Source organism: Streptomyces orinoci, from assembly GCF_003121295.1.
Taxonomy (GTDB): domain Bacteria; phylum Actinomycetota; class Actinomycetes; order Streptomycetales; family Streptomycetaceae; genus Streptomyces; species Streptomyces orinoci.
In genome coordinates this window covers 858,209-879,840 of sequence record NZ_PHNC01000029.1, presented here as the reverse complement: position 1 = coordinate 879,840, position 21,632 = coordinate 858,209, and the positions used below count along the sequence as shown (strand labels likewise).

Here is a 21,632-nt window from a genome sequence, read left to right as displayed (position 1 = left end):
AGCTTTCCCGCCGTTCGGCGCGGCCGGCCCCCTGTTGCCCGGGTGGCGTCCCGATTGTGCTGGTTTTGTCCCCGAGGCGGGCGCGGGTAAACGCGCCAACACAGGATGCCGACTGCGCGTACACGGGTCGTTCGCGTATGGTCACGCACACCGACGGGCGCCGCGAAGGCGGCGTTCCGTGCCGCTCCTCAAGGTCCGACGCGTGGTGCACTCGTGATCCGATTCGACAACGTCTCCAAGTCCTACCCGAAGCAGAACCGCCCGGCGCTCCGGGATGTCTCGCTTGAGATCGAGAAAGGCGAATTCGTCTTTCTGGTCGGTTCCTCGGGCTCCGGCAAATCCACCTTCCTGCGCCTGCTGCTGCGCGAGGAGCGGGCCAGCCATGGCCAGGTGCATGTGCTGGGCAAGGACCTCTCCCGGCTCTCCAACTGGAAAGTGCCGCAGATGCGGCGGCAGTTGGGCACGGTGTTCCAGGATTTCCGGCTGCTGCCCAACAAGACGGTGGGGGAGAATGTCGCCTTCGCCCTGGAGGTCATCGGCAAGCCGCGCGGGGAGATCCGCAAGGCCGTACCGCAGGTGCTGGAACTGGTCGGCCTGGGCGGCAAGGAGGACCGGATGCCCGGTGAACTCTCCGGCGGTGAACAGCAGCGGGTGGCCATCGCCCGGGCGTTCGTCAACCGGCCGATGCTGCTGATCGCCGACGAGCCCACCGGAAACCTGGACCCGCAGACCTCGGTCGGCATCATGAAGCTGCTCGACCGGATCAACCGGACCGGCACCACCGTCATCATGGCCACCCACGACCAGCAGATCGTGGACCAGATGCGCAAGCGCGTCATCGAACTCGAGCAGGGCCGTCTCGTGCGCGACCAGTCGCGTGGCGTCTACGGCTACCAGCACTGAAAGGCATAGAGAACAACGCCATGCGCGCCCAGTTCGTTCTGTCGGAGATCGGCGTCGGTCTCCGCCGCAATCTCACCATGACGTTCGCGGTGATCGTCTCGGTCGCTCTCTCGCTGGCCCTCTTCGGCGGCTCGCTGCTGCTGCGCGAGCAGGTCAGTTCGATGAAGGGCTACTGGTACGACAAGGCCAATGTCTCGATCTTCCTCTGCAACAAGTCCGAGGCGCAGAGCGGCGGAAGCTGTGCCAAGGGCGCGGTCACCGAGGAGCAGAAGAAACAGATCAAGGCCGACCTCGACAACATGAACATCGTCAAGAAAGTGGACTACGAGTCGGCCGAGGACGCTTACAAGCATTACCAGGAGGAGTTCCGCAAGGCGCCCATCGCCGGTGCGGTCACCCCCGACCAGATGCAGGAGTCCTTCCGTATCAAGCTCAAGGACCCCACCAAATACGACGTGATCACCAGCGCCTTCGCCCAGCGCCCGGGCGTACAGCAGGTGCAGGACCAGAAGCAGGTGCTGGAGCCGCTGTTCAACCTGCTCAATGGAATGAACTACGGGGCACTGGGCGTGATGGCGCTGATGCTGGTGGTGGCGCTGACGCTGATCGTCAACACCGTCCGGGTCTCCGCCTTCAGCCGCCGCCGGGAGACCGGCATCATGCGGCTGGTGGGCGCCTCCAGCTTCTACATCCAGATCCCGTTCATCATGGAGGCCGCCGTCGCCGGGCTGCTGGGCGGCATGCTGGCCTGTGTGATGCTGATCTGCGGACAGCACTTCCTGGTGAACAACTGGCTGGCGCACCACATCGACGTCATTCAATTCATCGGCTGGGGCTCGGTGTTGAGCAAGCTGCCGATGGTGCTCGCGGTGGGTCTGCTGATGCCCGCGCTGGCCGCCTTCGCCGCGCTGTGGAAGTACCTCAAGGTCTGAGCCCGGGGTCCGGCCGAGGCCGTGGCGCTTCCGCGGATGCGTCAACTCCCGTATGTCAACTCCCCGTACGGCGCCGGTCCGGTGGCCTAGACTCACGCGCATGTCCGGACCGGCCAGGTACGTTCCCCGGCGCCGCGCCCGCTGTGGCGCGGCGCTGACGCTGGTCTTCGCGGGGGTGCTGGTGACCGGTGCCGCCGCCGGCTCCTGGAGTGCGGCCGGCCGGCACGGCGTACCTCCGGTGCCCGCCGCGGGCGAGGTGCTGGGGGCCGGTACTGACGACGCGGGGCGCCATGGCGGCGACCGGTGGGGCGCGGTGTACAGCGCCGAGGAGTACCAGGGTTTCCAGCGCGCTCTGGACGGTGCCTATGTCGGGGTGGGCCTGTCGCTGCGGAGCCGGGGCGACGGCCGGATCGAGGTGGCGGACGTCCAGCGGGGCAGCCCGGCCGGCCGGTCGGAGATCGCAGCCGGTGACGAACTGCTCAGCGTGGACGGGGCCGGGGCCGCCGGGCGCCCGGTGACCGAGGTGGTCTCCCGGCTGCGCGGGGACTACGCGGGCACGGCCCGGGCCGGTACCCCGGTACGGCTCGCGCTACGGCACGGTGGGCGCACACTGCGGCTGACGCTGCGCCGTGAGCGGCTGTCCGCCCAGAGCGTGGTGGCGGACCGGTTCCGGGCCGGCCGGACCGCCGGAACCAAGATCAAGGTGGGCGCCTTCACCCGGGGCACCGGGGTACGGGTACGCCAGGCGGTCCGGGAGACGGCGCCCGGCGAGGGCGTCCTGCTGGACCTGCGCGGCAACTCCGGCGGCCTGGTCACCGAGGCGGTCGGCACCGCCTCCGCCTTTCTGGACGGCGGCCTGGTGGCCACCTATGACGTACACGGCCGGGAGCGGGTCCTGCGGGCCGCGCCGGGCGGGGACACCGGACGGCCGCTGGTGGTGCTGGTGGACGGCGGCACCATGAGCGCCGGAGAGCTGCTGGCCGGAGCGCTGCAGGACCGCGGCCGGGCGGTGCTGGTGGGCTCGCGCACCTTTGGCAAGGGCTCGGTGCAGATGCCCAGGGACCTGCCGGGCGGCGCGGTCGCCGAGCAGACCGTGGGCCGCTACCGCACCCCCTCCGGGCGCCCGGTGGACGGCCGGGGCATCACCCCCGACCTGGAGGTCGAGGGCGATGCGGAGCCCCGGGCCCGCGCGGTATTGGGTGGCCTCGGCGGGGGGTCCTAGTGCGAGAATGGGTGCCTTATGGCTAAGGCGAAAGCGAAAGAGAAAGAGGGCGGGCGCAAGCTCGTCGCGCAGAACAAGAAGGCGCGGCACGACTACCACCTGCTGACCACCTATGAGTGCGGCATGGTGCTCACCGGCACCGAGGTGAAGTCGCTGCGCCAGGGCCGGGCCTCGCTGGTGGACGGCTTCGTCCAGATCGACGGCGGCGAGGCGTGGCTGCACAACGCCCATATCCCGGAGTACGCCCAGGGGACCTGGACCAACCACAGCGCGCGCCGCAAGCGCAAGCTGCTGCTGCACCGTGCGGAGATCGACAAGCTGGCGTCCAAGGCCGATGAGTCGGGCCACACGATCGTGCCGCTGGCGCTGTACTTCAAGGACGGCCGGGCCAAGGTGGAGATCGCCCTGGCGAAGGGCAAGAAGGAGTACGACAAGCGGCAGACCCTGCGCGAGAAGCAGGACCGCCGGGAGTCGGACCGCGCCATCGCCGCCGCCCGCAGGCGCCAGCGGGCCCTCGCCGGCCGGTAGCGCCCGGTAGCTCCCCGGAGGGAATGCGCTGGCACCGCCGGGCGTTGGTCACGTACGATGGGCGACGCACTCCCCCTCGCGGGGGTGCGCTCTTTGAAAACACCACATGGGGATGATCGGTTTCGACAGCGGATGTCGAAGCAGGGGAAGCGAGCCGAGGAAGCGGCAATGATCTCGTAAACCATATGCCGAAACCAATAATCGCCAACACCAAGCGCGATTCCTTCGCCCTCGCTGCCTAAGTAGCGACTCGCGAAGTGTCAGCCCGGGGCTGTTCCCGACCCGGATCCTGGCATCAGCTAGGGAACTAAACCTCCAGGCCCGGTCGCGGGGCCCGGAGGGAAATCAAACAGCGGCTGGGCCCGTCGGAGACTTGTTCGCGTGATCTCCGGGGCCGAGAAAATCGCAGCGAACTGCGCTCGGAGAAGCCCTGGTTCCGCACCGTTGGACGCGGGTTCGATTCCCGCCATCTCCACTCGATCCCATGTGAGGTCAAGGCCCCACCGCTGCCCGCGGTGGGGCCTTTGCCGTAGCGGGCCCGGGCCCAACGGGCAACCCAGGGGCGCCCCGGCCCCTCTTATCCGGTGACAAGGGGGTGGCGCGATGAACTGGACGCGGACGGCCGTTGCCGTGGCGGGCGCCGGCGCGCTCCTGCTGACGGGCGGCGGCCCGGCTGTCGCCGCCGCGGGCGGCGGGGTGCATGTGCTGCTCAACGGTGCCTTCGACAACCGGCCCGGAGAGCTGATCGACATCGATGTGCAGGGCGCCCGGGGCGAGGTGACCGTTTCCTCACCGGTCTTTCCGCACCCGGTCCGGCTTGCCCCCTACACCGACCGGGACTCCGGCGCCCGGGCCCACCATGGCCGGCCCGCGGTGGGGATGGGGGTACGGCCCGGCTCCTACCCGCTGACCGTGCGCGCCTCGGGGCGGGTGGTGGCCCAGGACCGGGTGGAGGTGCGGGAGTCCCGCCGGCCCACCTTCCAGGTGACCACCCCGGACGATGTGATCCGTCCCGGGGAGCAGTTCGGGGTCTGGTTCGACGACCTCTATCCCGGCGAGCGCGGCACCTCCTTCACCGTCTCCTCGCCGGTCTTCGCCCATCCCGTGCGGCTGGCGCACGATCCCCGGGGCAGTCACTGGAACAACCCGCGGATGTTCAGCGGCCTGGTGACCCTGCCGCGCAATGCCAAGGACGGAACCTACAAGGTCACCCTGACCGGGCCGGGCGGGCGGCGGATCGCCGAGAAGCCGCTGGAGGTGGGGTCCGCGGAGCCGGGGGACAGCGACTATCTGGGCCGGCCCCGGGGGCCGGAGTTCTTCCCCTCCGCCGGGCACCCCGACGCGGCCCGCGCCCGGCGCACGGTGGGGGCGGGCGGGACCGTCAACGTCCTATGGCGGGACGCCTCGCCGGACCCGGGCGAGGAGGAGCAACTGACGGCCACCTCACCGGCGTTCGAGCATCCGGTGCGGCTCAGGCGGGATGACAGCAAAGCGGGGGACGGGGACGATCCGCGCTTCTACGGTCCCGCGCACATCCGCAAGGGGCTGGGGCAGGGGAGCTACCCCGTGACCGTGGTCAGCCACCATGGCCGGGTACGGCGGACCGAGCACCTGATCGTCACGGCCGCCTCCGCGGGCGGGGCGGCGTCCGGCACGGCGATTCTGCTGGCCGGCGCGGGGGTGGGTACGGCGGCGGCCGCGGCTCTGGGCGGCGCCTCCCTCTGGCGCCGCCGCCGCGCCCTCTGACTACGCCGCGAACTGCGCGCCCTGCCTCAGCCCCGCCAGGGGCGCGGGGAACTGCGCGCCCGGCCACGCGCGGTCCGCAGATGACGTGTTGCGTTAGCCCCGCCAGGGGCGCGGGGAACTGCGCGACCAGCCACGTGCGGTCCGCACATAAAAGATCGCACCCGGCGCCGCGGCGCGGTCTGCGTTCGGCTGCGGGCCGCCGTGGGTTGGTCGCGCAGTTCCCCGCGCCCCTGGGGTGCCCGGCGCGCAGTTCGCCGCGCGCCTGGCGGGGCGGATCTAGCGGCTGGCGGAGGCGAAGAGGCGGTAGCGGCGGTCGGCGGGGAAGGCGGGGGGTATGTCGTCCGTGGCCCACTCGGAGAGGACGATCACCTGGGAATCGTCCAGCGTGGAGTGGAAGTGCGCGGCCAGCAGACCAGCAGGTGGCGCAGCCGACAGCTGAGCCGCCGCCGCCTCGGCGGAGCCGCCCGGGAGGAAGCCCACCGCCGTGACGGCCGGGGCGCGCACCTCGTCCGGCACCACCCCGGGCCCCAGCCGGGTCCGGTTCAGCCCCGGCCGTTCGATGCCCGGCACCAGCTCGTCCACCGGCCGGATCGCCGCGGCCCGCCCGCTGCGGGCGAACTCAAGGTGCGCCTCGGCGCTGGTCCACTGGGAGCAGAAGAGCAGGCCGGAGCCGTCCAGGTCGATAAAGATGTGTTGCCACAGCTCCTGGTCGGGCCGGTCCGGCCAGCCGGCCAGCAGGGCGTCGGCGGCGGCCCGGGACCGCTCCTCGGTCCCCGTCTCCCAGCGGCTGATCAAGGTGATGCCCGCCTCGGGGCGATGCATGGTGTGCAGTCGTGACATGGCGACGACCCTGCTTCCTCAACCGCGCTTGATGTCAAGCGCCGACCGGGCAGCCCCCCACCCGGACCCCGCCTCCCGGGCGCCCCGCGCCCCGGGGCTTCCGGGCGGGCGCCCGGCCGGGCACCCTGGGGGTGCGTACCCCCGTACCTTCCGGAAAAGGTGACACGCGCATGACGGCGGCCTCCCATGACCTGCGGTTCGACTCCGGCCGGCTGTGTCTGGACCTGGTGGCCACCGTGTCCGGCCGGCCGGGCGAGGAGCCGGTGGACCGGCTGGGCACCCCCGAGCGGCTGCGCCGCTGGCTGCTCGGCTCGGGCGCGGTGCCCCAGGGCACCGAACTCCAGATGGTGGACGCAGGCTGGCTGGGGCGCTTCCACGCCGCCCGTGACCTGCTGCAACGGGTGGTGCGGGCCGAGGTCGGCGGCCGGGCCGCCGATCCCGACCTGGACCGGGTCAATGCCATCGCCTCCGCCGCCCCGCCGGTGCTGCGCGCGGTGCGCGGCGCCGACGGCGGTCTGATACGGACCGTCGCCGGCCCCCCGGAGTGCGGCGCCCTGGTGGGCCTGGTGGCCCGGGACGCGGTGGAACTGCTCACCGACCCCGCGGTGCGCGTACTGCTGCGCCAGTGCGAGGGCGAGTCCTGCACCGTGCTCTATCTGGACACCTCCCGCGGCCGGCGCCGCCGCTGGTGCTCCAGCGAGGTGTGCGGCAACCGCGAGCGGGTGGCCCGGCACCGGCGCCGGGTGCTCAACGGCTCGCGCTGAACGGTCAGTTGCCGGCGGACTCGCTCGCGGTGTGGTTGACGAAGAGGTAGTCCGCCCGGTACGGCACCGCCAGCCGCGGCTGCCGCCCGGGGTCGCAGCTGCCCGAAGGGGCCGTACCGCCACGGGTGTTGAGGCGCAGCACCTCGCCGGTGCGGGACAGCAGCCCGTTACGGGCGCCCGACTGCCGGGCGGCCAGGTCGAGTTCGGGAATGTTGTCGTCCCCATTGGGCAGCTTGGCCAGCAGGGTGCCGGTGATCTCGGAGCCGTCCGCCGCCTTCCAGCGCGGCGCGGTGCCCGGCCGGTCCTGGAGGTGGCCGATGCCGCCGTCCAGGGTGGCCCGGGCGCCGCTGCGGGCGAAGGCGAAGCTGCGGTCCGGCTGCCGGGTGCAGGTGTAGAGCTGCCGGCCGTCCACCACCGAGGCCGCGAATCCGCCCGGGGCGCCGGAGAGGTCGGCCGGGCCGCTGAGCCGGTGCAGCCGGCCCCGTACCGCGCCCGCCGGGAAGCGGTCGGTGTGCAGATTGAGGTAGTAGTGGCCGGGGTTGGCGACCAGGTCGGCCAGGAGCTCGCCGTCGGTGACCCGGACGGTGCCGGTCGCCGAGGTCCGTCCGCCGGGCAGCCTGGTGGTGAAGAACGGGATCCGCACCGGCCCGTTCTGCCCCTGGTCCCCTTCATGGAGGTGGCCCATGGTGGGTGCCCCGGTGCCATGGAAGTGGAAGGCGTAGGAGACCTGGTCGCCGCGTACCCGGAGGAAGGCGACGGCCCGCCCCGCGGGGTCGGCCGGCGGCGCCTCCTGGTCGCCGCCCAGGCCGGCGGCGAAGTAGACGGTGCGGGTGTGTCCGGCGGTCCGGTCGCCTAAGTCACCCGGCGCGTCCTCCGCCCCGGTCATGGCGCCATGCCGGACGGCCGGGTGCATCGCGGCCGTGGAGTCGCCGTTGGGCAGGGCGATGCCGAAGGCGGTGCCGGCCGCTATGGCGCCCGCCGTGGTGCAGATGGCGAGGATGACGCTGCTGCGCTGCATGGAGATTCCCCCTCCGGAAAACCGGTGCCCCCTGCACCGGCCGTCGGCCAGTCGTACGGACGCCGGGCGGGGCCCGCTCAGCCGCGGCGGCTGATTTTTTCCCGGCCGGTTTCCGCGGTGGACCTTTCCCGGCGGACTTTTCCCGGCCCGGCGGCTGAGCGGATCGCTGCCGGGGTCCGTATTCACCGGCAGAAGGGCTCGGGACTCACCGGCAGAAAGGCTCCGGTTCACCGAGGGAAGAGCTCGGGGAGAAGGGCTCGGGGATTCACCGCTTCGCGCTATCGACCGAGGGATGGACGTGCGCAAGGATGCCCACGTGGCTGACCGGACGGGCCCCGATGAAGAGCTGATGCGGGCGCTGTACGAGGAGCACGCCGCCGCCCTCCTGGCCTTTGTCTCCCGCCTGGTGGCGGGCGACCGGCAGCGGGCCGAGGACGTGGTCCAGGAGACCCTGCTGCGCGCCTGGCGCAATGCCGACCGGCTGCGCGGGGCCACCGGCTCCGTACGGCCCTGGCTGGTGACCGTGGCCCGGCGCATCGTCATCGACAATCACCGCAGCCGCCAGGCCCGCCCCCGGGAGGTGGACCCCGCCCCACTCGAACAGATCCCGGCGGAGGACGAGATCGACCGGGCGCTCCGCCTGATGACGATCTCCGACGCGCTGGGCGACCTTTCCCAAGCCCACCGAGAGGCTCTGATCGAGACCTACTTCAAGGGACGTACGGTCGGTGAGGCCGCCGAGGCGCTGGGTGTTCCGGCCGGGACGGTGCGGTCCCGGGTCTTCTACGCCCTGCGCTCGATGCGGCTCTCGCTGCAGGAACGAGGAGTCACGCCATGAACGGGTCGGCACACCACATGGACGTGGGCGCCTATGCGCTCGGCGTCCTCGACCCGGCCGAGGCGGCCCGCTTCGAGGAACACCTGGCCGAGTGCGACCGCTGTGCCGGGGAGCTGGAGCAGCTGCTGGTCGTCACTCCGCTGCTGGCCGAGCTCAAGGAGACCGGCCCGCCGCCCCGGCCCCGGCCGGAGGCGCTGGACGGCCTGCTGCGGCGGGTGACCGTGGCCCGTTCCGTCCAGCGCACCCGGCGCTCGGTCCTGGTCGCCGCGGCCGCCGCGCTGATCGTGGCCGGCCCGCTGACCACCCTGGCGCTCACCGGACAGGAGCATCACCCGGAGAGCGCGGCCGAGGAGATGTACGAGCAGGGGACGAAGCACCACGCCGTGGACCCGGCCACCAAGGCGGATGCCACCGTCTCCCTGGCGAGCAAGCCCTGGGGCACCCGGGTCGCCCTCAAACTGGGCCATGTCAAGGGCCCGTTGACCTGCCGCCTGGTGGCCGTGAGCCGCAAGGGGCAGGAGCAGACGGTCACCACCTGGGCCGTACCCGCCTCCGGCTATGGGACGGACAAGGGCGACAAGTGGGGCGCGGGGCCGCTGTACACCCATGGCGGCACCGCCTTCCCGGTCAATGACATCGCCCGCTTCGAAATCCGCACCCTCGACGGCGGGCATCTGGCCACCGTCAACATCTGACTTCGGTGCCATACCTCTCATGTCCTGACAGGTGCGCTCCCCGCCGGGATTCGCGTACGGTTGAAGGCTGCCCTACGCACACAGAAGGGGGCCTGGGTGGCCGCGCAGAACGCCACACGCGCGCACGTGGCGACGGATACCGGGAGCACCGAGCACCCGGACGGGATCCGGGACCGGGAAATCGGTGCCGAACAGCATCATCTGGACCGGGTCTACCGGCGCCTTGAGGAGAAGATCCACGAGGCGGAGTTCCTCATGGACGACGCCGCCAAGCGCGGCCAGGTCGGCACACCGGGAGCGCTCGCCGAGCGTGACGCCCAGGTGTTCCGGGCCGGGGTCCATCTCAACCGGCTGAACAACGAGTTCGAGGACTTCCTCTTCGGCCGCATCGACCTGCTGCGCGGCAAGGACGGCAAGAAAGGCCCGGACGGGGCGTACACCTCCGTGGACCCGGCCGACGACGCCGTGCAGGACGAGCGGGCGCAGATCGCCGAGACGCTGCACATCGGCCGGCTCGGGGTGCTGGACGCCGACTACTCCCCGCTGGTCATCGACTGGCGGGCGCCGGCCGCCGCACCCTTCTACCGGGCCACCCCGGTGGCGCCCGGCCGGGTGGTGCGACGCCGGGTGATCCGCTCCAAGGGCCGCAAGGTGCTGGGCGTCGAGGACGACCTGCTGCGCCCGGAGCTGACCACCACCCTGGACGGGGCGGCGCTGCCGGTGGTGGGCGACGGCGCGCTGATGGCCGCGCTGGGGCAGGCCCGCAGCCACACCATGCGGGACATCGTCTCCTCCATCCAGGCCGAACAGGACCTGGTGATCCGGGCCCCCGCCGCCTCGGTCACCGAGGTGGAGGGCGGCCCCGGCACCGGCAAGACCGCGGTGGCCCTGCACCGGGCCGCCTATCTGCTCTACCAGGACCGGCGCCGCTACGCGGGCGGCATTCTGATCGTCTCGCCCACCCCGCTGCTGGTGGCCTACACCGAGGGCGTGCTGCCCTCGCTGGGCGAGGAGGGCCAGGTGGCCATCCGGGCCCTGGGCTCGCTGGTGGACGGGGCCGAGGCGGACACCTATGACGAGCCCGCCGTCGCCCGGATCAAGGGCTCCTCGCGGATGCTCAAGGTGCTGCGCAAGGCGGTGCGCGGGGCGCTGGACCTCGGCGAGGTCCCGGAGCGGCTGCGGGTGGTGGCCTTCGGCGCCCGGGTGGAGCTGGACGCGGCGGAGCTGGACCGGATCCGGCAGAGCGCGCTGGGCGGTACCGCCCCGGTCAATCTGCTGCGCCCGCGGGCCCGCCGGCTGATCCTGGACGCGCTGTGGGCCAAGGCGGGCGGCCCCCGCCGCTACACCGACCGGGAGCTGGCCGCCGAGGCACGGGCCGCCTTCGACGAGGACATCACCGGCGAGGACTCCTTCACCGAGTTCCTGGCCGACTGGTGGCCGGAGTTGACGCCCCGTCAGGTCCTGGTGGCGCTGGCCGACGAGCGGCGGCTGGCCCGCTTCTCCCGCCGGGTGCTGGCGCCCCGCGAGGTGCGGCTGCTGGCCCGTTCGCTGTCCCGGCTGGACGCGGACGGCCGGGGCCCGCTCTCGGTGCACGATGTGGCCCTGCTGGACGAGCTGCAGACGCTGCTCGGCGCCCCGGCCCGGCCCCGGCAGCCACGCGAACTGGACCCGCTGGACCAGCTCACCGGCCTGGAGGAGCTGATGCCGGAGCGCCGGGAGTCCCGGCGCGAGCGCTCCGAGCGGCTGGCCCAGGAGCGGCGCGACTACGCCCATGTGATCGTGGACGAGGCCCAGGACCTGACCCCCATGCAGTGGCGGATGGTGGGCCGCCGGGGCCGGCACGCCACCTGGACCGTGGTCGGCGACCCGGCCCAGTCCTCCTGGTCCGATCCGGACGAGGCAGCCGCCGCCCGGGACGAGGCACTGGGCACCCGCCCGCGCCGCCGCTTCCGGCTCACCGTCAACTACCGCAACCCCGCGGAGATCGCCGCGCTGGCGGCCCGGGTGCTGGCACTGGCCATGCCCGGCATGGAGTCCCCGGCCGCGGTCCGCTCCACCGGTGTCGAGCCGCGCTTTGTGGTGGCGGGCCAGGACCTGGCCGGGGCGGTGCGCGCCGAGGCGCGGCGGCTGCTGGCCGAGGTGGACGGCACCATCGGCGTGGTGGTCCCGATGGGCCGCCGCACCGAGGCCCGCGGCTGGCTGGCGGGGCTGGGTGACCGAGTGGTGGTGCTGGGCAGCCTGGAGGCCAAGGGCCTGGAGTACGACGCCACGGTGGTGGTCACCCCGGCCGAGATCGCCGATGAGTCGCCGGCCGGACTGCGGGTCCTCTATGTGGCGCTCACCCGGGCCACCCAGCGGCTGACCGTGCTGGCGGGGGAGCGGGACGACCCGGACGAGCGCGGGGTGCCGGACCTGCTGAGGGACTGACCCCAAGCGGCCCGTTCCACCGCCGGGGCGAATCGTTCTCCCGGCCGGGAATCCCTTTCGGCGGTGGTTTGTTAGCCTGGATACGGCACCGGCTCGATCCAAGCCCCCGGGCCCAACCTTTGTCGCTTCGAGCGACCACTTGCCGCGAGGCGAGCATGGCGGGTCGGTGTCATAAACGGCGCGAAAGGGCGCCCTCCTCAGGGAGGGCGCCCTTTCGTCGTAGGTGCGCGTCATGGGGACGCGTCATCGGTGCGTAGACGCGTGCGCAAAGTCCTGCCCGTATGGCGAAAGCCACTTTCCATAAACCAAGGACCGATTACCGCCTACCCATCGGTAGGTGGGACGATCGAACATCGCGCGGAGCCGCGCACAGCACAACAAGATCAGGGAAAGCAGGGGAAAGCGGCCATGGCAACGGCGCCTAGCGTCTCGTACTCGATGACGGTCCGACTGGAGGTTCCGGCGGGCGGGTCGGCCGTCAGCCAGCTGACCACGGCCGTGGAGTCCTCGGGCGGTTCGGTGACCGGTCTGGATGTCACCGCCTCCGGCCATGAGCGGCTGCGGATCGATGTCACGGTGGCCGCGACCTCCACCGCGCACGCCGAGGAGATCGTCCAGCGGCTGCGCGAGATCGAAGGCGTGACGGTGGGGAAGGTCTCCGACCGTACCTTCCTGATGCACCTCGGCGGCAAGATCGAGATGGCCTCCAAGCACCCCATCCGCAACCGTGACGACCTGTCCATGGTCTACACCCCCGGGGTGGCGCGGGTGTGCATGGCGATCGCGGAGAACCCCGAGGACGCCCGCCGGCTGACCATCAAGCGCAACGCGGTGGCGGTGGTCACCGACGGCTCCGCGGTGCTGGGCCTGGGCAATATCGGCCCCAAGGCGGCGCTGCCGGTGATGGAGGGCAAGGCGGCGCTGTTCAAGCGGTTCGCGGGCATCGATGCCTGGCCGATCTGCCTGGACACCCAGGATTCCGACGCCATTGTGGAGATCGTCAAGGCCATCGCGCCGGGCTTCGCGGGGATCAATCTGGAGGACATCTCCGCGCCGCGCTGTTTTGAGATCGAGGCCCGGCTGCGTGAGGCGCTGGACATCCCGGTCTTCCATGACGACCAGCACGGCACCGCCATCGTGGTGCTGGCGGCGCTGACCAATGCCCTGCGGGTGGTGGGCAAGGCCATCGGCGACGTCCGCGTGGTGATGTCCGGGGCGGGCGCGGCCGGTACCGCGATCCTGAAGCTGCTGACCGCGGCCGGGGTGCGGCACGCGGTGGTGGCCGACATCCACGGCGTGGTCCACGCCAAGCGCGAGGACCTGGTCTCGGCCGATCCCGGCTCCGCGCTGCGCTGGATCGCGGACAACACCAACCCCGACAACATCACCGGCACCCTCAAGCAGGCCGTGCGCGGCGCGGATGTCTTCATCGGCGTCTCCGCCCCCAATGTGCTGGGTGCGGAGGATGTGGCGGCGATGGCGGATGACGCGATCGTCTTCGCGCTGGCCAACCCGGACCCGGAGGTGGACCCGGCCATCGCCCGGCAGACCGCCGCGGTGGTGGCCACCGGGCGCTCGGACTTCCCCAACCAGATCAACAATGTGCTGGTCTTCCCCGGCGTCTTCCGCGGCCTGCTGGACGCCCAGTCCCGCACCGTGAACACCGAGATGATGCTCGCCGCCGCGGGCGCCCTCGCCGATGTCGTCGCCGAGGACGAACTCAACGCCAACTACATCATCCCCAGCGTCTTCAACGACAAGGTGGCCGGGGCCGTCGCGGGCGCCGTCCGGGAGGCCGCCAAGGCGGTCGGCGCCGTTGTGACGGGCACCACGCCTGTCTGAACGCGGCGCGTCGCGTGACACTGGGCTCCGGCGCCCCCCATAGGGTGTCGGGCAGCAATCGGGCCGCGAAAACGCGGCCCCATCCGAGGCTGTGGCGCTTTCCGTGTGACTCTCCAGGGTGCCGGATTGGCTTTCCCGCCACTGGTGGGGGCAGGATGCTCCCCCGAGGACTCCGTCCAGGGGGCATCCCCTAGGGCGCGAGGGATCTAGTGGCGGACCCGGGTCCGGGGACTGTCCGAGGGCCCTGGCAGCATCGGCTTCGATCTCACGCCTCATTGGCAAGAAGAACACGGGAGTACAACATGAACCGCAGTGAGCTGGTGGCCGCTCTGGCCGACCGTGCCGAGGTGACCCGCAAGGACGCCGACGCCGTGCTGGCCGCCCTCGCCGAGACCGTCGGTGAGGTCGTCGCCAAGGGCGACGAGAAGGTGACCATCCCCGGCTTCCTGACCTTCGAGCGCACCCACCGTGCCGCTCGCACCGCCCGTAACCCGCAGACGGGCGAGCCGATCCAGATCGCTGCCGGTTACAGCGTGAAGGTCTCCGCGGGCTCCAAGCTCAAGGAAGCCGCCAAGGGCAAGTAAGGCTCTTACCGCCGAAGGGCGGCCACCCCGGACCAGGGTGGCCGCCCTTCGGCGTACCCGGGGCCGCCAGGGGCGCCCCGTAAGGGGCGCGGGGCGGTATCCGATATGCGGCTCCGCCGCGCGGGCGCGACCAGCCACCCACCATCCCGCACCCGGAAAACAAAGAGGCGGGCCCAGGGTCCAAGACCCCGGAACCCGCCCCACGGCGCCGTGGACGCGTCAGACCTCAGAACCCGGCAGCTCCACCTGAGCCCCCAGATCCCGCAGCTTCTGCATAAAGTTCTCGTAGCCGCGGTTGATCAGGTCGATCCCGTGCACCCGGGACGTCCCCTCCGCCGCCAGCGCGGCGATCAGATAGGAGAACCCGCCCCGCAGGTCCGGGATCACCAGATCCGCACCCTGCAGCTTGGTCGGCCCGGACACCACCGCCGAGTGCAGGAAGTTCCGCTGCCCGAACCGGCACGCCGAACCGCCCAGGCACTCCCGGTAGAGCTGGATGTGCGCGCCCATCTGGTTCAGCGCCGAGGTGAAGCCCAGCCGCGACTCATAGACCGTCTCATGGACGATGGACAGCCCGGACGCCTGAGTCAGGGCCACCACCAGCGGCTGCTGCCAGTCGGTCTGGAAGCCCGGGTGGACGTCCGTCTCCAGCGCTATGGCGTTGAGCTCACCGCCCGGGTGCCAGAAGCGGATGCCCTCGTCGTCGATCTCGAAGGCGCCGCCGACCTTGCGGTAGGTGTTGAGGAAGGTCATCATCTCGCGCTGGCTGGCGCCGCGGACATAGATGTTGCCCTTGGTGGCCAGCGCCGCGCTGGCCCAGGAGGCCGACTCCAGGCGGTCCGGCAGGGCGCGGTGGTTGTAGCCGCCCAGCGAGTCCACACCGGTGATGCGGATGGTGCGGTCGGTGTCCATGGAGATGATGGCGCCCATCTTCTGCAGCACGCAGATGAGGTCCTCGATCTCCGGCTCCACGGCCGCGTTGGACAGCTCGGTGACGCCCTCGGCCAGTACGGCCGTCAGCAGCACCTGCTCGGTGGCGCCCACCGAGGGGTACGGCAGCTGGATCTTGGTGCCGCGCAGCCGCTGCGGGGCCTCCAGGTACTGCCCGTCCGCCCGCTTCTCGATGGTCGCGCCGAACTGGCGCAGCACCTCGAAGTGGAAGTCGATGGGACGGCCGCCGATGTCACAGCCGCCCAGGCCCGGGATGAAGGCATGGCCCAGCCGGTGCAGCAGCGGGCCGCAGAAGAGGATCGGGATGCGCGAGGAACCGGCGTGCGCGTCGATGTCGGCGACATTGGCGCTCTCCACCCGCGAGGGATCGAGGATCAGCTCACCGGGCTCGTCGCCGGGGCGCACCGTCACACCGTGCAGCTGAAGCAGTCCGCGCACCACACGCACGTCCCGGATGTCGGGGACGTTGCGCAGCCGGCTGGGACCGCTGCCGAGCAGCGCGGCGACCATGGCCTTGGGCACGAGGTTCTTCGCACCGCGGACACGGATCTCGCCCTCGAGCGGGGTACCGCCGTGGACAAGCAGGACATCGTCAGTGACGGTCATGGATCTCGCGTTCCTGGAGTTGGGCAGGGGGCAAGAAGAAAGGGTAATGCGACCGGAGCCTCCGAAATCCGCCCCCGGCCCCTTCTCCGTACGTCATGAATTTGTCACAACACGCTGTGTTAACGGAGTGATAGCTACCGGTTAGCGCGCGCCCCGGCCACCGGTCTCCGCGCCCCCCGCCGCACCGCCCGGTCCATACCCGGTCCGGGATTCCACTCCCCCAGGGCACCCGAAATGCGGGATCATGTCGCCATGACCGAGGTGTCCTCGCTCACCGGACGGCTGCTCGTCGCCACACCGGCACTGGCGGACCCGAACTTCGACCGCGCCGTGGTGCTGGTGCTCGACCATGACGAGGAGGGCTCCCTCGGGGTGGTCCTCAACCGCCCGACCCCGGTCGGGGTCGGCGATGTCCTGGAGCCCTGGGCCCCGCTGGCCGGCGAGCCGGGCGTGGTCTTCCAGGGCGGCCCGGTCTCCCTGGACTCCGCGCTGGGGGTGGCCGTGGTCCCCGGCGAGCCGCCGCCCGACCGGCCGGGGGGCAGTGCCGGCCGGGCCGATCCGGTGGGCTGGCGCCGGGTGCACGGGGCCATCGGCCTGGTCGATCTGGAGGCCCCGCCGGAGCTGCTGCGCACCGCCCTGGGCTCGCTGCGGATCTTCGCCGGATACGCGGGCTGGGGCCCGGGCCAGCTGGAGGACGAGCTGGTGGAGGGTGCCTGGTATGTGGTGGAGTCCGAGCCCGGTGACGTCTCCTCTCCGGACCCCGCCCACCTCTGGCGGGCCGTCCTGCGCCGCCAGCGCAATGAGCTGGCCATGGTGGCCACCTATCCGGACGATCCAAGCCTCAACTGACTCCCCGGTCCCGCCGGGCGCCGTCGCCCCGACCCCGTGCGCCGCTGCCCAGTACCCTTGGGGACCATGAGCACTCTTGAGCCCGAGCGCGGGGCAGGGACCGGCACCCTCGTAGAGCCGACGCCGCAGGTGTCGCATGGCGACGGCGACCACGAGCGCTACGCCCATTACGTTCAGAAGGACAAGATCATGGAGAGCGCGCTCTCCGGGTCTCCGGTGGTCGCCCTGTGCGGCAAGGTCTGGGTTCCGGGGCGCGACCCCAAGAAGTACCCGGTCTGCCCCATGTGCAAGGAGATCTTCGACGGCATGGGAGCCGGCGGAGACGACAAGGGCGGCAAGGGCGGCGACAAGAAGTAGCCGCGGCGAGGGCGGCGGCGACAAGCGGCCGCCCGGCCGGCCGCCTCCGAGTGCTGTACGGCTCCCTGGCCGCGTTCACCCGCGCCGGGGGGCCGTTCGTATACCCGGACGGGGTTCTCCGGCGGCGTTCACTGCGCTGCCCGCTGCCGGCCGGTTACCGGGACGGTTCCTCGTCCCGCGTCGCGGGACCGTACTACTCGGCGACGGCGCTGCCCAATGGCTGCCGGGCAGAGCCCAAGTGACCGCCCGCAGCGTTGGATTGAAACGCGGCCGCGCGCCAACAGCCGCCCGCGCCCTCCACCCGCTGCCGTTCACCCGTCAATCCGCCCTGAAAATGGTCTTATTGGGGCGTAACGGAAAAGCGGTGCCCGGTGGTGCGGGATGCCGGAGTCCGTCCACCGGCACGCCCTGGGCCCCAGGGGCCGGGCCAACGGGGGCCCGGGCATTCGGTGTTCCCGTGACCGGCCGTGACGGCGGCAGCCGGGCCGTTCGAGGTGGCAGTGCCCGGGCGGCAAACGGAACCGGATCCCGCCCTTGCCCAGCCCACAGGCGCCGTATTGGCCGGAGTTCACGCAGTCCGGCCGCTCGGACGCCCGATCGAGGACCCGTCCCCGATCGTGTGAGGCAACCCGGAAGGTGACGGTCCGTGCCGCGCGCCCCTGGCACGGTGGACCTTCACACACCGTGGTAAGTCGTACAAGGAACCCCAAAGATGGCAATCCGCCGCACAACGGAGACGCCGCCGGAGCCCGGCCCGGTGGCCGGGCTCCGGCGGCGTACGGGATTCCGCGGTTCACGGACCCTGGCGTCGGCAGAGGCGGAAGATGTGCCAGAGTTGCCACGTCCGGGCCGACAGCACGTACCGTACGGCGGGAACGGCCGGGATCACCGGGGAAGGGGCAGCTGGGTTGACCATGCACGCACCGCAGGCGGCGCACACCGTGACGTTGCCGGGCTCGCTGGACGAGGCCGTGGCGGCGCTGGCCGCCATGCCCGCCGCCGTGCCCGTGGCGGGTGGCACGGACCTGATGGCAGCCGTCAACTCCGGGCTGCTGCGGCCCGCGGCACTGGTCGGCCTGGGCCGGATCAGCGAGATCCGCGGCTGGCAGTACCAGGACGGGCACGCCCTGCTGGGCGCCGGACTCACCCACGCCCGTATGGGACGGCCCGACTTCGCCGCGCTCATCCCGGCGCTGGCCGCCGCCGCCCGGGCCGCAGGCCCCCCGCAGATCCGCAACGCGGGCACCCTGGGCGGCAATATCGTCACCGCCGCCCCCACCGGTGACGCGCTGCCCGTGCTGGCCGCCCTGGAGGCGTCCCTGGTCATCGTGGGTCCCGGCGGCCGCCGGGAGATCCCGGTGGGCCGGCTGCTGGCCGGAGTGGAGATGCTGGCCCCGGGCGAACTCATCGGCTACGTAAGGGTTCCCCTGCTGTACGCCCCACAGGTCTTCCTCAAGGCCACCAGCCGCACCGGCCCCAGCCGCGCCGTCGCCTCGGTGGCCGTGGTGCTGGACCCGGCCCGGCGGATGGTCCGCTGCGCGGTGGGCGCGGTGGCCCCCATGCCGCTGCGGCCCTATGAGGCCGAGCACTGGGTGGCCTCGCTCATCGACTGGGACGGCGAACGCACCCTGGCCCCCGAGGCCTGTGCCGCCTTCGGCGACTATGTGGCCGCCGCCTGTATCCCCGACCCCGCGCCCGGCCCCGACGGGACCGAGCCGGGGACCCTGCCGCCCGCCGTGCTGCACCTGCGGCGTACGGTGGCCACTCTGGCCCGCCGAGCACTGGGGAGGGCACTCGCGTGAGTGACGATCAGAAGCCACAGTCCCGTACGCCCGGCGAAGGCGCCTGGCAGCCGGTGCCGCGCGGCATGGAGTACGACGAGGGCACCGCCTTCGTCCAGTTGCCGCCCGAGCTGCTGGCGCATGGCGCCGGTACCAACGGCAACTGGGCCCCGCTGGCCGCCCCCGGCACCGGTTACACCCCGCCCGCGGCCGCCTCCTGGCAGCAGCACCATGCGCCCGGCGCGGCGTATCCCGGTGCTCATGACGCGTCCCGTGACAACGGCCTGCACGGCAATGGTCTGCATGACAACGGCCTGCACGGCAATGGTCTGCATGACGACGGCCTGCACGGCAATGGTCTGCATGACGACGGCCTGCACCAGAACGCCCTGCGGCAGAACGTCCCGCACCAGGACGTGGCGCACCACGACACCCCGCACCAGGGCACGCCCATGGTGCCCGGCCCCGGTGCCGCACCGGCTCCCTCGCAGCAGCAGCCCGGACAGCTGCCGCACCAGGGCGGCTACCCGGCGGCGCCCCATGACTTGGCTGCCCATCAGGCCGCGCAGGGCACGCCCCCGCACGGCACCCCGCTGACCGCCCACCCGACGGCGCCGGGCGCCCACCTGGGCCATCACCCGGAGGCGCATCGCGCTGCCCATGGTGACGTCCATGGTGCCGCCCATCGCGAGGCGCATCCTGACGCGCACCAGCAGTCGCAGGCGGCCCCGCACTCGCCGACGCCCCCGACATTTCAGGCGTCTCAGGCATCTCGGGCGTCCCAGACGCCTCCGGCAACTCCGGTAGCGCACCAGCCCCTTCACCAGACATCGTCCCAACTGCCCCACCAGACGGCGCATCCCAACGACCCGCGCCCCTCGGCGCACCAGTCCGCCGCGGCTCCCGCGCCCACCGGGACGCCGGAGGCGGCGGACGGCTGGACGTCCGTGCCCTACCAGCCCGGTGCCACCACCGAGTGGGCCATGCCCGCCGACACCTATGACCCGGTGCACGGCCATGCCCCCGACGGCGCCCCGGAAGCCCACGCCACCGCCCAGTGGTCCTTCGCCCCGGTCGCCTCCCAGGCCGGCCCCGGGTCCACCGGCCAGTGGAGCGTTCCCGCCGCCGGAGACGACCCGGTGGAGGAGTCCGGCGAGTACGCCCTGCACCGCCGGCCGCCGGTGGAGAACGCCGCCCGCGACCCGGAGGCGACCGCGGAATGGCCCGCTCCGCGCCCCGGCGACACGGGCAGTGGCGCCTGGCACCAGCCCGCCGCCCACCAGGACGCCTCGGGCCAGTGGACTGTGCCCGCGCTCCCCGATGACTCCGGACGGGTCGCCGCCGGGGATGAATCCGGCGAATACCCCGCCGACGCCTGGGCCGCCGCGACGGACGAGGTGCCCGCCACCCCGGAACCGGGCTCCGCCTCCACTCCGACCCCCACCGCCGAACCGGCCACCGCGGAAGCCGGCCCTTCGCACTCCGACGCTCTGCACTCCGACGGTTCGCGGTCCGGCATCCCGCAGCCTGCCGCCTCGCAGGCCGCTGACCGGCAGTCGGCCGGCCGGCGGACCGCTGACCTCCAGGCCGACGAGGTGCTCCTGGCACCCCGTGAGCCCCTGGCGCACCAGGAGTTCACGGAATCGCTGCGGACCCAGGAATCCCGGACACCCCTGGGGGCCGCGGAACACGAAGCGTCCCAAATGCCCCGGGCGGCCTCAGCGCACCAGACGCCTGATGCACCCCGAGCAACCCGGGTGCCCCACGCGCCCGAAGCAACCCAGGCTTCCGGAGACTCCGCGGCACCCGAGGCGCACCCAACCCGCCAGTCGCCCGGCGAACCCACGGCAACGCAGACCCCCGACACATCCAACGGCTCCAACGCCTCCAACACCCCTGAAACGGCCCCCGAGTTCGACGGCCCCAACGAGCACCCCGAGGCGACCCACCCCGAGGCGACCCACCGCGAGACGGCGCACCCCCAGGCGCCCCACCCGGAGTCGGCGCACTCAGAAGCGACCCACCCCGAAGCGGCGCAACACACCGACGCGGACCCCGCCCACACGGACCCCGCGCACCCAGACGCCACCCACCCGGACATCACCCACCCCGACCCCGCCGACCCCGCGGACCTCGTCCACCCCGAAGACCCCCTCGGCCCGTACACCGAACACCCCTGCGCCTCCTACGTCCTGCGCGTCAACGGCACCGACCGTCCCGTCACCGACGCCTGGATCGGCGAGTCCCTGCTCTACGTCCTGCGCGAGCGGCTCGGCCTGGCGGGCGCCAAGGACGGCTGCTCGCAGGGCGAGTGCGGAGCCTGCTCGGTCCAGGTGGACGGACGCCTGGTGGCCTCCTGCCTGGTGCCCGCCGCGACCACGGCCGGCTCGGAGGTCCGTACCGTCGAGGGCCTGGCCGTGAACGGCCAACCCTCCGACGTCCAGCGGGCGTTGGCCGATTGTGGTGCCGTACAGTGCGGCTTCTGTGTGCCCGGCATGGCGATGACCGTGCATGACCTCCTGGAGGGCAACCACGCCCCGACCGAGCTGGAGACCCGCCAGGCGCTGTGCGGCAACCTCTGCCGCTGCTCCGGCTACCGGGGTGTACTGCGCGCGGTGCGCCAGGTCGTCGATGAGCGCGCCGAGCGGGCCGCCGCCCTGGAGGAGGCGCACCCCGAGACGGACACGGCACGCATCCCGCACCAGGCGGGCCCGCACAACGGTGGCAGCGGAAAGGCAATGGCATGACG

Annotated in this window: 18 protein-coding genes and 1 other RNA gene; 16 read left to right on the top strand and 3 right to left on the bottom strand. The window is 72.1% G+C overall.

Annotated features, from left to right (window positions below; translation table 11 throughout):
* Nucleotides 1-213 precede the first annotated feature (213 nt).
* From ftsE to CV755_RS18800, 6 genes are all read left to right on the top strand, one after another.
* Complete coding sequence (gene ftsE, locus CV755_RS18825) at nt 214-903, top strand: cell division ATP-binding protein FtsE (protein ID WP_109281370.1); 690 nt, start codon at nt 214-216, stop codon at nt 901-903.
* A 20-nt stretch (nt 904-923) separates the two neighbouring features.
* On the top strand, nt 924-1,835 hold the full coding sequence (gene ftsX, locus CV755_RS18820) for a permease-like cell division protein FtsX (protein WP_109281369.1): 912 nt from the start codon (nt 924-926) through the stop codon (nt 1,833-1,835).
* 100 nt (nt 1,836-1,935) lie between these two features.
* The gene (locus tag CV755_RS18815) at nt 1,936-3,057 is read left to right on the top strand and encodes a S41 family peptidase (protein ID WP_109281368.1); all 1,122 of its coding nucleotides are present in this window, start codon (nt 1,936-1,938) and stop codon (nt 3,055-3,057) included.
* A gap of 18 nt (nt 3,058-3,075) precedes the next feature.
* Nucleotides 3,076-3,585, top strand: coding sequence for an SsrA-binding protein SmpB (gene smpB, locus CV755_RS18810; RefSeq protein ID WP_109281367.1), 510 nt, complete (start codon nt 3,076-3,078; stop codon nt 3,583-3,585).
* A 108-nt stretch (nt 3,586-3,693) separates the two neighbouring features.
* Nucleotides 3,694-4,063, top strand: a transfer-messenger RNA (tmRNA) gene (gene ssrA / locus CV755_RS18805).
* A gap of 125 nt (nt 4,064-4,188) precedes the next feature.
* Nucleotides 4,189-5,331 carry a hypothetical protein gene (locus CV755_RS18800; RefSeq protein ID WP_193553424.1) on the top strand — a complete coding sequence of 381 codons (1,143 nt, stop codon included), beginning with the start codon at nt 4,189-4,191 and terminating at the stop codon, nt 5,329-5,331.
* A gap of 276 nt (nt 5,332-5,607) precedes the next feature.
* Here CV755_RS18800 and CV755_RS18795 read toward each other — a convergent pair whose 3' ends face one another.
* Nucleotides 5,608-6,171, bottom strand: coding sequence for a hypothetical protein (locus tag CV755_RS18795; RefSeq protein WP_109281366.1), 564 nt, complete (start codon nt 6,169-6,171; stop codon nt 5,608-5,610).
* 170 nt (nt 6,172-6,341) lie between these two features.
* Here CV755_RS18795 and CV755_RS18790 point away from each other — a divergent pair, with 170 nt between their 5' ends.
* Nucleotides 6,342-6,935, top strand: coding sequence for a CGNR zinc finger domain-containing protein (locus CV755_RS18790; protein WP_109281365.1), 594 nt, complete (start codon nt 6,342-6,344; stop codon nt 6,933-6,935).
* Nucleotides 6,936-6,939: 4 nt separating this feature from the next.
* On the opposite strand, the gene CV755_RS18785 is transcribed toward CV755_RS18790, so the two are convergent.
* On the bottom strand, nt 6,940-7,953 hold the full coding sequence (locus CV755_RS18785) for a CHRD domain-containing protein (protein ID WP_109281364.1): 1,014 nt from the start codon (nt 7,951-7,953) through the stop codon (nt 6,940-6,942).
* Nucleotides 7,954-8,245: 292 nt separating this feature from the next.
* On the opposite strand from CV755_RS18785, the gene CV755_RS18780 reads away from it, so the two are divergent.
* The 5 genes from CV755_RS18780 to CV755_RS18755 all read left to right on the top strand — a co-directional run bounded on the left by CV755_RS18780 (nt 8,246) and on the right by CV755_RS18755 (nt 14,339).
* Complete coding sequence (locus CV755_RS18780) at nt 8,246-8,791, top strand: sigma-70 family RNA polymerase sigma factor (RefSeq protein ID WP_109281363.1); 546 nt, start codon at nt 8,246-8,248, stop codon at nt 8,789-8,791.
* Complete coding sequence (locus tag CV755_RS18775; protein ID WP_109281362.1) at nt 8,788-9,486, top strand: anti-sigma factor family protein; 699 nt, start codon at nt 8,788-8,790, stop codon at nt 9,484-9,486. Before CV755_RS18780 ends, CV755_RS18775 begins: the two co-directional genes overlap by 4 nt.
* Nucleotides 9,487-9,612: 126 nt before the next feature.
* Entirely contained in the window at nt 9,613-11,913 is a 2,301-nt protein-coding gene (locus CV755_RS18770) for a HelD family protein (protein ID WP_109281963.1), read from the top strand.
* A 408-nt stretch (nt 11,914-12,321) separates the two neighbouring features.
* Nucleotides 12,322-13,755, top strand: coding sequence for an NAD-dependent malic enzyme (locus CV755_RS18765; RefSeq protein ID WP_109281361.1), 1,434 nt, complete (start codon nt 12,322-12,324; stop codon nt 13,753-13,755).
* Nucleotides 13,756-14,057: 302 nt separating this feature from the next.
* Complete coding sequence (locus CV755_RS18755; protein ID WP_004951951.1) at nt 14,058-14,339, top strand: HU family DNA-binding protein; 282 nt, start codon at nt 14,058-14,060, stop codon at nt 14,337-14,339.
* Between the two features lie 219 nt (nt 14,340-14,558).
* Here the strand turns inward: CV755_RS18755 and murA are convergent, their stop codons facing one another.
* Nucleotides 14,559-15,896: a UDP-N-acetylglucosamine 1-carboxyvinyltransferase gene (gene murA / locus CV755_RS18750; protein WP_109281360.1), complete on the bottom strand. Its 1,338-nt coding sequence runs from the start codon at nt 15,894-15,896 to the stop codon at nt 14,559-14,561.
* A 252-nt stretch (nt 15,897-16,148) separates the two neighbouring features.
* Between murA and CV755_RS18745 the strand changes: the two genes are divergently transcribed.
* The 4 genes from CV755_RS18745 (at nt 16,149) to CV755_RS36730 (ending at nt 21,630) form a co-directional block, all read left to right on the top strand.
* On the top strand, nt 16,149-16,745 hold the full coding sequence (locus CV755_RS18745) for a YqgE/AlgH family protein (protein ID WP_109281962.1): 597 nt from the start codon (nt 16,149-16,151) through the stop codon (nt 16,743-16,745).
* Nucleotides 16,746-16,811: 66 nt separating this feature from the next.
* Nucleotides 16,812-17,102 carry a DUF3039 domain-containing protein gene (locus CV755_RS18740; protein WP_109281359.1) on the top strand — a complete coding sequence of 97 codons (291 nt, stop codon included), beginning with the start codon at nt 16,812-16,814 and terminating at the stop codon, nt 17,100-17,102.
* A gap of 914 nt (nt 17,103-18,016) precedes the next feature.
* The gene (locus CV755_RS18735; RefSeq protein ID WP_109281358.1) at nt 18,017-18,904 is read left to right on the top strand and encodes an FAD binding domain-containing protein; all 888 of its coding nucleotides are present in this window, start codon (nt 18,017-18,019) and stop codon (nt 18,902-18,904) included.
* A complete protein-coding gene (locus tag CV755_RS36730; protein WP_277751829.1) occupies nt 18,901-21,630 on the top strand; it encodes a (2Fe-2S)-binding protein in 2,730 nt (909 codons plus the stop codon). The genes CV755_RS18735 and CV755_RS36730 overlap by 4 nt, the downstream gene beginning before the upstream one ends.
* Nucleotides 21,631-21,632: the final 2 nt, after the last annotated feature.